The 7,431-nt window shown below is 70.9% G+C and carries 6 protein-coding genes; 1 reads left to right on the forward strand and 5 read right to left on the reverse strand.

Annotation, left to right across the window (positions count from 1 at the left end; all coding sequences use genetic code 11):
• Window positions 1-23 precede the first annotated feature (23 nt).
• The 3 genes from V8688_RS30495 to V8688_RS30505 all read right to left on the reverse strand — a co-directional run bounded on the left by V8688_RS30495 (window position 24) and on the right by V8688_RS30505 (window position 4,138).
• Window positions 24-1,328, reverse strand: a complete 1,305-nt coding sequence (locus V8688_RS30495) for an adenylosuccinate synthetase (RefSeq protein WP_342802241.1) — start codon at window positions 1,326-1,328, stop codon at window positions 24-26.
• A 26-nt stretch (window positions 1,329-1,354) separates the two neighbouring features.
• A complete protein-coding gene (locus V8688_RS30500) occupies window positions 1,355-2,302 on the reverse strand; it encodes a hypothetical protein (protein WP_342802242.1) in 948 nt (315 codons plus the stop codon).
• Window positions 2,303-2,560: 258 nt separating this feature from the next.
• Window positions 2,561-4,138, reverse strand: coding sequence for an ABC-F family ATP-binding cassette domain-containing protein (locus V8688_RS30505; protein ID WP_316575434.1), 1,578 nt, complete (start codon window positions 4,136-4,138; stop codon window positions 2,561-2,563).
• 250 nt (window positions 4,139-4,388) lie between these two features.
• Here V8688_RS30505 and V8688_RS30510 point away from each other — a divergent pair, with 250 nt between their 5' ends.
• Window positions 4,389-5,000 carry a GNAT family N-acetyltransferase gene (locus tag V8688_RS30510; RefSeq protein WP_218716411.1) on the forward strand — a complete coding sequence of 204 codons (612 nt, stop codon included), beginning with the start codon at window positions 4,389-4,391 and terminating at the stop codon, window positions 4,998-5,000.
• On the opposite strand, the gene V8688_RS30515 is transcribed toward V8688_RS30510, so the two are convergent.
• Together V8688_RS30515 and V8688_RS30520 are read right to left on the reverse strand one after the other, a co-directional pair.
• Window positions 4,990-5,562, reverse strand: coding sequence for an adenine phosphoribosyltransferase (locus V8688_RS30515; RefSeq protein WP_218716410.1), 573 nt, complete (start codon window positions 5,560-5,562; stop codon window positions 4,990-4,992). The two genes, V8688_RS30510 and V8688_RS30515, sit on opposite strands and share 11 nt — an antisense overlap.
• Window positions 5,563-5,609: 47 nt before the next feature.
• A complete protein-coding gene (locus V8688_RS30520; RefSeq protein ID WP_218716427.1) occupies window positions 5,610-7,322 on the reverse strand; it encodes an ABC transporter substrate-binding protein in 1,713 nt (570 codons plus the stop codon).
• Between the last annotated feature and the right edge of the window lie 109 nt (window positions 7,323-7,431).

Below are 7,431 nucleotides of genomic sequence, written 5' to 3' on the forward strand. Positions count from 1 at the left end.
ACGGCCCCGCCGACCGGCTTCGTTCACGCCGACCGGGCCGCGGTCGCGGCGAGACGGGCCCCGACGCCCGCCGAATCCGCGCCGAGCACCGGTCGACGCAGGATGCGGTCGTGCCGATCCGGTCCGTGGCCGGTCAACACCACCGGCACCCCGAGGCGGTGGGCGAGCCAGTCCGCCGGGTCCCCGACGACAGGCTCGAGGACCGGTGTCGCCGCCGACAGCAGGTCGGTGAGCCGTCGCTGGTGCTCGAGATCACGCCATCGGCCGGGCACCAGCTCGGCGACCGGGCCCGCCGTGGTCTCGTATGCCGCTGCGGCGCAGGCGGTTCCGGTGACATCGAGATGATTGACCACCAGCCCGTCGATCCCGCCACAGATGTCGACGGCGTAGCGCAACAGGATCGGATCGAGGTGCCCCTGCCGGAACGCACCCTGATAGGGGCCGGTGCCGTTGTGCGGCTCCGGGTTTCCCAACGGCGCTTCGGTCGGCAGCGGGCCCGCGCCGTGCCTGGTCATGTAGGTCCGGGTGACACCCAGCACGGTGGCGGTGCCGCCGATCCCGGCGATCATCGCGCGGGCGTGGCGCGGTTCCACCGTCGACCACGTGGTGTGCGGGTGCAGACCGCGCCATTCGTCGAGCAGCACTCCCTGCGCGCCTTCGAACACGAGCCTGCCGCGCGCCGCCGCCCGCGCGAGTTCGCCGTCGCCGGTGAGACGCACCGCCCCGGCGAAATCGCGGTACATCGCCACCAGCGCGTCGATCGATTCGTAGCCGTGCGCGCTGGGCCCGATCAACGCGTCGTAGTGCGCGGCCAGCCGGTCCAGCTTGCCGCGCAGGATCGCCGGCGTGCGGCAGTCGGCGACCGTAGGAGCCTCGTGTTTTAGTGCATACCAAGCCGTTTCACCGATGCCACGACCGCAGGAACCGTGCCGCGAGGAACCCCTCGCGTCCTCGCGGGCACGGTTGGCCGCGATGTGGATCGGCGTGGTGAGCAGGGCCCGGCCGTCGACGGCGAGCAGGCCCAGCGGATCGGGCACCCCCAGTGCCGCGAGCTGCTCGGATTCGGCGGCGAGCGCGATCGGTTCCACGAGCATGTGCCGCGAGAGCACGGTCGGCACCCCGTGGAAGGTTCCCGCACCGAACTGGGCGAAGGTGTGGTGACGGCCGTCGGCGACGACATTGTGCGCGGCCTGCGCACCGCCGTTGAATCGCACGACCGCCGCCACCCCGAGGCCGGCCTCCGGTGCGCACAGCCAGTCGACCGTCGCGCCCTTGCCCGCGTCACCGAAGCCCAGATCGACGACGACGAGATGTTCCGTACCGACCATGGCCGCGCTCCTTCCCTTCTCGCGTGTCACTTGCCGGGCGGCAGCGCGCGGATCCGCCTGGACGGTCTCGCCCCGAGGGCCCGGCCCACCGCGTCGGCCTCGTCCACCGACCCGACATCGCGCAGGTCGGCCAGCCCGGTGTCGACGTCGACCCGGTCCTCGCCCAGCCCGATGGTCAGCGCGATCAGTTCGCACACCGCGCCGGGATCGTCGAGCTTCAGGAAGTTCTGGCCGAGCAGGCCCCGCCAGTGGTCGGCGATCTCCGGATCCCGGTAGTAGGACGACTGATTCGGCAGGATGTAGTAGACGTGCCAGCGCTCGGCGAGTTCGCGATAGATCGACTCCACCGACACGTCGCGGCGCACGTGATCGCCGATGACCGCCCTGATGTGGCGGGCGGCCACGCGCGGCTTGTTCAGCTCGTCGCCGATGATGAACAGGTAGCCCCGCTTCCCGCGCTTGTCCCAGGCGTCGGTCGCGACGTGCTCGGCCAGGAAATAGGCTGCCAGCTCGTAGCTTTCGGACTTCTGCCCGCCACCGCCGCCCTCGAGCAGGATGGCCCGCAACTGCTCGTCCATCCGGTTGTCGGATTCGAACTGCCCGATCTGCAGCGGCACCCGGTCGGTGTCGGCGTCCCCGATCGCCCCGAACAGGATCTGCGGATCCTGCGCGTACCCCTTGCTCTTCAGCAGCCCGTGCAGCTTCCCGAGCTTGTCCTGCATGATCCGCGGCACCCGACCCATCGATCCGGTGACATCGAACAGCACCGCGACCGGCAGCGAATTCCCGTGCTCGGCCGAATCCCGGCACTCCCGCACACCCACGCCGAACGGATCGAGCAGCGGATGCGCGCACCAGGTGTCGTACGGCTGCTCCCGCATCTGCGCGGTGTAGCCGAAGTCGTCCTCCCCCGCGCGCGCCCGGAACGTCTTGCCCGCCCGGTACGCACTGTCATCCCAATGCCCATACCCCATCAGAACCACTCCCTCTCTGTATCGTTGTTTTAGTCTATTCAACCAAAACGATGATCGTCAAGAGACCCGGGCGCATCCCCACTGCCGACGATGATCCATCGCGTGCTCGGCGACCTGCGCCGGACCGACACCGTCGGCTCGGACACCACCCGGATCCCGTTGGGCGAGGCCAGGTTCGGCCCGCTGTCGCGCTCCGGCTGGGACCACCATGTGCGGCGATCCCGGGGTCATCCGCCGGGCCGCCGCACGGTAGCCGCGCTACTCGACCAGTCCCTCGGGCGTGAGCTCGAGAGTGCGGGTCACCCCGATGTCGTCGAGGAACCGCGCGTCGTGGCTGACCACGATGAGCGCGCCCTCGAAACTCGCCAGTGCCTGGGTCAGATGCGCCAGGCTGGGCAGATCGAGGTTGTTGGTCGGCTCGTCGAGCATCAGCAGTTTCGGCGCCGGTTCGGCGAGCAACAGGGTCGCCAGGGCGGCCCGCAGCCGTTCGCCGCCCGACAGCGCCGAGGCCGCGATATCGGCGTCGGCCCCGCGGAACAGGAAGCGCGCCAGCTGTCCCCGGATCTGCTCGGCGCTCGCGTGCGGCGCGGCGTCGGCGACGTTGTCGAACACGCTGCGGGTCTCGTCGAACACGTCGAGCCGCTGGGGCAGCAGCCGCCACGGCACCTTGGGCCGCTCGTCGACGATCCGGCGCAGCAGGGTGGACTTGCCCGCCCCGTTGCGCCCGGTCAGCGCGATCCGCTCCGGCCCGCTCACCCGCAGATCGACCACCGGGCCGTTGGCCAGGCGCGCCTGCTCGAGGGTGACGACATCCTGGCCCGGATACAACCGGGTACCGGGCAGGTCGATCCGGATCTCCCGGTCGGCCCGCACCAATTCCTCGGCCTGATCGAGGGTTTCGCGCGCGGAGTCGAGCTTCTCCAGATGCGAGGTACGCAACTTGCCCGCCGACACCTCGGCGGCGTTCTTGCGCAGCCCCGCCACGATCTTCGGCACCCGCTTGTTGTCCTGCATCTTCTGCGCGAACCGCTGTCTGCGGTCCAGTTTGGTCCGCGCCTCGACCAGTTCGCGGGCCTGCTTGCGGACATCGCTGCGGGCGTCGCGCACCGCCGCGCGCGCCGCCTCCTGTTCCTGCTCGACGATGCGTTCGTAATCGCTGAAATTGCCGCCGAAGGACCGGATCTCGCCTGCGCGCAGCTCGGCGATGCCGTCCATCCGGTCCAGCAGGTCCCGGTCGTGGCTGACCACCAGAACCGTGCCGGGGAACTGCCGGATCACCTCGTAGAGACGGGTGCGCGCGACCGCGTCGAGGTTGTTGGTCGGCTCGTCGAGCAGCAGCACGTCGGGCTCGCGCAGCAGTTCGGCGACCAGCCCGAGCAGCACGGTCTCACCGCCGGAGAGCGTGTCGAGGGTGCGGTCCAGGTCGTCGACCGACCCGGCGACGTAGTCCAGGCCCAGCTTGCCGAGCAGCGCGATCGCCTCGTCCTCGATCTGCCAGTGCACCCCGACGGTGTCGAAGTCCTCGGGTTCGCCCTCGCCGCGTTCGATGCGGTGCAATGCGGCCCTGACCTCGGCGATGCCCAGCACGGTCTCCACCCGCTGCCCGGTCTGCATCCCGAGGTCTTGGCGCAGGTAGCCGATCCGCCCCGGCGCCGTGATCGAGCCACGATTCGGGCGCAACGCGCCGGTGATCAGCCGCATCAGGGTGGACTTGCCCGCGCCGTTGCTGCCGACCAGCCCGATCTGGCCGGGGCCGACGACGGCGTCGAGCCCGTCGAACACGACGGTGCCGTCCGGCCAGTGGAAGGAGAGATCGGAAAAAGAAAGAGAGGTCATGCGGATCCCCTATGAGGTGCGACGGATACACGGTGCGCAGAATGCGGACCGTCCGGGAGCGCTACCTCAAGAAATCAACGCACGACTCCGATCGCCGGGAACAAGACCACTCATTGATAACACTCCGCCGCGCCCCCGCGCCACCCCTTTTTCCGGCACCGTGAGCTCGATCACCGGGTCCCACGGGACGCTAGCCTGGACGCCAGGCGATCCTCAGCCACCGGAGGCTGGATCAGGGACCGGAGGACCGATGACGGAGCCGAGACGAGTACGCGCCGCCGCACCGGCGGACGTGCGAGCCGCCGCCGACGCGCTCGGCGCGGCGTTCCAGCACGACCCGGTCATGGGCTGGATCCTGCCCGACGAGCACCGGCGCGCCGTCGGCCTGCCGCGGTTCTTCGCCACCATGGCCCGCCACATCTTCTTCCCCGCCGACGCCTCCGACCTCGCGGTGCGCCCGGACGGTTCCGTCGCGGGCGCCGCGCTGTGGACGCCGCCGGACCGCCAGCCCGCCGCAAGCGCCGAACTGCGCGTAGTGCCCGGCCTGATCCATGCGTTCGGGCGCCGCGTCGGCGCCGGCAAAACGGTCGGTGACCTGCTCAAGCAGCACCATCCCTCGACTCCGCACTGGTACCTGGCGATGATCGGCACCCGCCCCGAGGATCGTGGTGCCGGATACGGCCACACGCTGCTGCGCTCGCGGCTGGACCGGATCGACGCCGAGGGCGCGGCCGCCTATCTCGAATCCAGCAACCCCGACAATGTGCCGTACTACGAACGCTTCGGCTTCACGGTGACCGACGAGATCCGCATCCCCGGCGGCCCGCCGCTGTGGCTGATGTGGCGCGCGGCTACAGCTTGACGATCGAGGTCACCGGGTAGTCGCCCTGATGCTCGCGGCCCTGCAGGAACTCGAGTTCCAGGACCACGGCGGCGGCGACCACCTCGGCGCCGACCTCCCGGAACAGCGCGGCCGCGGCGGCGAGCGTGCCGCCGGTGGCGAGGACGTCGTCGAGCAGCAGGATGCGCTTGCCCGCGAGCTCCACCCCGTCGGCCGGGATTTCCAGTGCGGCGGAACCGTATTCGAGCTGGTACTCGCGCGACACGACCGGCGGCGGCAGCTTGCCGCCCTTGCGGATGGCGAGCACGCCGGTGCCGAGGGTGGCCGCGACGCCTGCGCCGAGCAGGAACCCACGCGCGTCCACGCCGGCGACGATGTCGGCGTCGGGGACCACGGCGGCGAAGCAGTCGATGACCGCGCGGAAGCCCTCGGCGTCGGCGAACACCGGAGTCAGATCGGCGAAACGCACGCCCGGCGTGGGGAAGTCGTCGTGCCAGCGGGTCAGCCGCGACACCGCGTCGGCGGCCTTGCTGGTCCGCGCGCTGACCTGGTCGTCGGACTCGACCACCGCGTGCTTGCTCATCGACACCTCTCCCTCACGGTCACGCCCCGCGTGACTGTCACCACTGCTCATCGCTGCAACACCCAGCGATCCATGTTCCATCCGGTTCCGGCCTGGGTCGGCCCGGCGATCCCGTTCTGCATGCCGGTGCCGAAGGCGATCAGGCGCGGGGTCGCGAACAACGGGATGCTCGGCAGCTGCGCCCACAGCAGGTTCTCGGCCTCGGTCAGCAGGTTCAGCGTCACGGTCGAGTTCGTCTCGCCCGCAAGCTGATCGGTGATCGCATCGTAGCGACCGTTGGCGAAACCACCGACATCGAGGCCGCTACCGGCCCGCAACGCCGCGAACGCGGCCACCCCGGTGGTCGAGCCTGCCGGACCGGGGACCGCAGCGGTGCCGCCGAGCACGGCGTCGACCGCACCCTCGGCCAGTCTGGCCGGTGTGAAATCCGGTGCGCCCGCGTCGACCACGGTGATGCCCGCGCCGCGGCACGACTCGGCGATCATGGCCACGGTCTTCGCCCGGCGCGCGTCCGGCGCCTGGTAGCCGATCCGGACAGTCGGCTGCGCGGCGCGCGCCGAGGCCAACGTCGCCGTCGCGGCGGGGATGTCGGCACCCTTGTAGCGGTCGGCCGCGCCGATCACGGCCGGATAGTACAGCGAATCCTGCTGCACGACATGGGCGTTCAGCGGACCCGCGCCGAGTCCGCTCTTCGGCACCTCGCCCGCCTTGCCCAGCGTGTCGAACAGCGCCTGGCGCGGCACACACTGGGCGAACGCGCGGCGCACCTCGACGGGGCCGAACACCCCGCCGGTGGCGAGCACGAGCTGCTCGGCGCTGCGACTGGCGACCGTCTGCTCGTCGAAGCCGGCCAGCGCCAGGTCGGCGACCGACCCGGCGCCCAGGTCGACCACGCCGAACGCGTTCTCCTTCGCCTTGGCCGCGTAGTCGGTGCCCTTGGGCCACACCACGATCCGGCTGGTCGCCGGCGGGCTGCCCCACCACTTCTCGTTCGCGACCAGGACCAGACCGTCCTTCGCGGTGAAGGATTCGATCCGGTACGGCCCCGACGACGGGAACCTGGTCAGGTCGAGCGAGCCCGCCTTCATGGTCCAGCCCGCGTTCCAGAAGTCGGCGATCCGGCCCAGCACGGCCCCGTCCCCGGTCTGCAAGGCGCTCACTACGCTCGGCACGCCGACCGCCTGCGCCACCACGTGCGCGGGCATCAGCTCGGCGGCGGTGAACAGGGTCCGCCACGGCAGGTAGTGCCTGCCGGGGCGGAACACCACGGTGGCGTCCTTGGAGCCCGGCTGGCAGTCGACCCGCTCGATGTCGGCGTAGCCCGCGGTGCTCGCGGCGTCGAACAGCGGAACCGGGCCGCGGTCACCCGGGCGGGTGAACCGGCCCGAGCGCGCCGACCAGGCCAGCACCAGATCGTCACAGGAGGTCTTCACCCCGTCGGAGTACACCCCGTCCGGGTTGAGCCGGTACTGCACGGTCTGCGTCTCGCCCGGCACTTCCTTCGCGGTACCGGCGTCGGTGTCGGCGACCTGCTGACCGTCCGGTCCGGTGTAGAAGAACCCGGTCAGCACCCGGCCGAACACCGCGGCCGCGCCGCTGCTCGCCCCGAGCGTGCTGCCGCCGTTGTAGCTGGCGACCGCCGCGTCGACGGCGTACCCGATGGAGGGCACCTGGTTCTTGCTCGAGCACCCCGCCACCAGGCCGGTGCTCACGGCCGCCGTGGCCAGCACGGTGATCAGTCGAATCGTGCCGCGTCGCATGATGAGACCCCCTGCTGTCGCCGTCAGTTCCTTCTCTTGTGCCGCTTCCCGCTGGGCCGGGCGCCCGGCCGCGGGGCTCCGGCGTCGCTCGGACGCGGACCGCGCGGCA

It is taken from the genome of Nocardia sp. No.11 (genome assembly GCF_038752175.1).
GTDB lineage: Bacteria > Actinomycetota > Actinomycetes > Mycobacteriales > Mycobacteriaceae > Nocardia > Nocardia canadensis.

What these genes read in the sequence shown, in the direction of transcription:
- V8688_RS30510 (WP_218716411.1), top strand. Translation starts at nt 4,389, where the DNA reads ATGACGGAGCCGAGACGAGTACGCGCCGCCGCACCGGCGGACGTGCGA.
- V8688_RS30495 (WP_342802241.1), bottom strand. Translation starts at nt 1,328, where the DNA reads ATGGTCGGTACGGAACATCTCGTCGTCGTCGATCTGGGCTTCGGTGAC.
- V8688_RS30520 (WP_218716427.1), bottom strand. Translation starts at nt 7,322, where the DNA reads ATGCGACGCGGCACGATTCGACTGATCACCGTGCTGGCCACGGCGGCC.
- V8688_RS30505 (WP_316575434.1), bottom strand. Translation starts at nt 4,138, where the DNA reads ATGACCTCTCTTTCTTTTTCCGATCTCTCCTTCCACTGGCCGGACGGC.
- V8688_RS30515 (WP_218716410.1), bottom strand. Translation starts at nt 5,562, where the DNA reads ATGAGCAAGCACGCGGTGGTCGAGTCCGACGACCAGGTCAGCGCGCGG.
- V8688_RS30500 (WP_342802242.1), bottom strand. Translation starts at nt 2,302, where the DNA reads ATGGGGTATGGGCATTGGGATGACAGTGCGTACCGGGCGGGCAAGACG.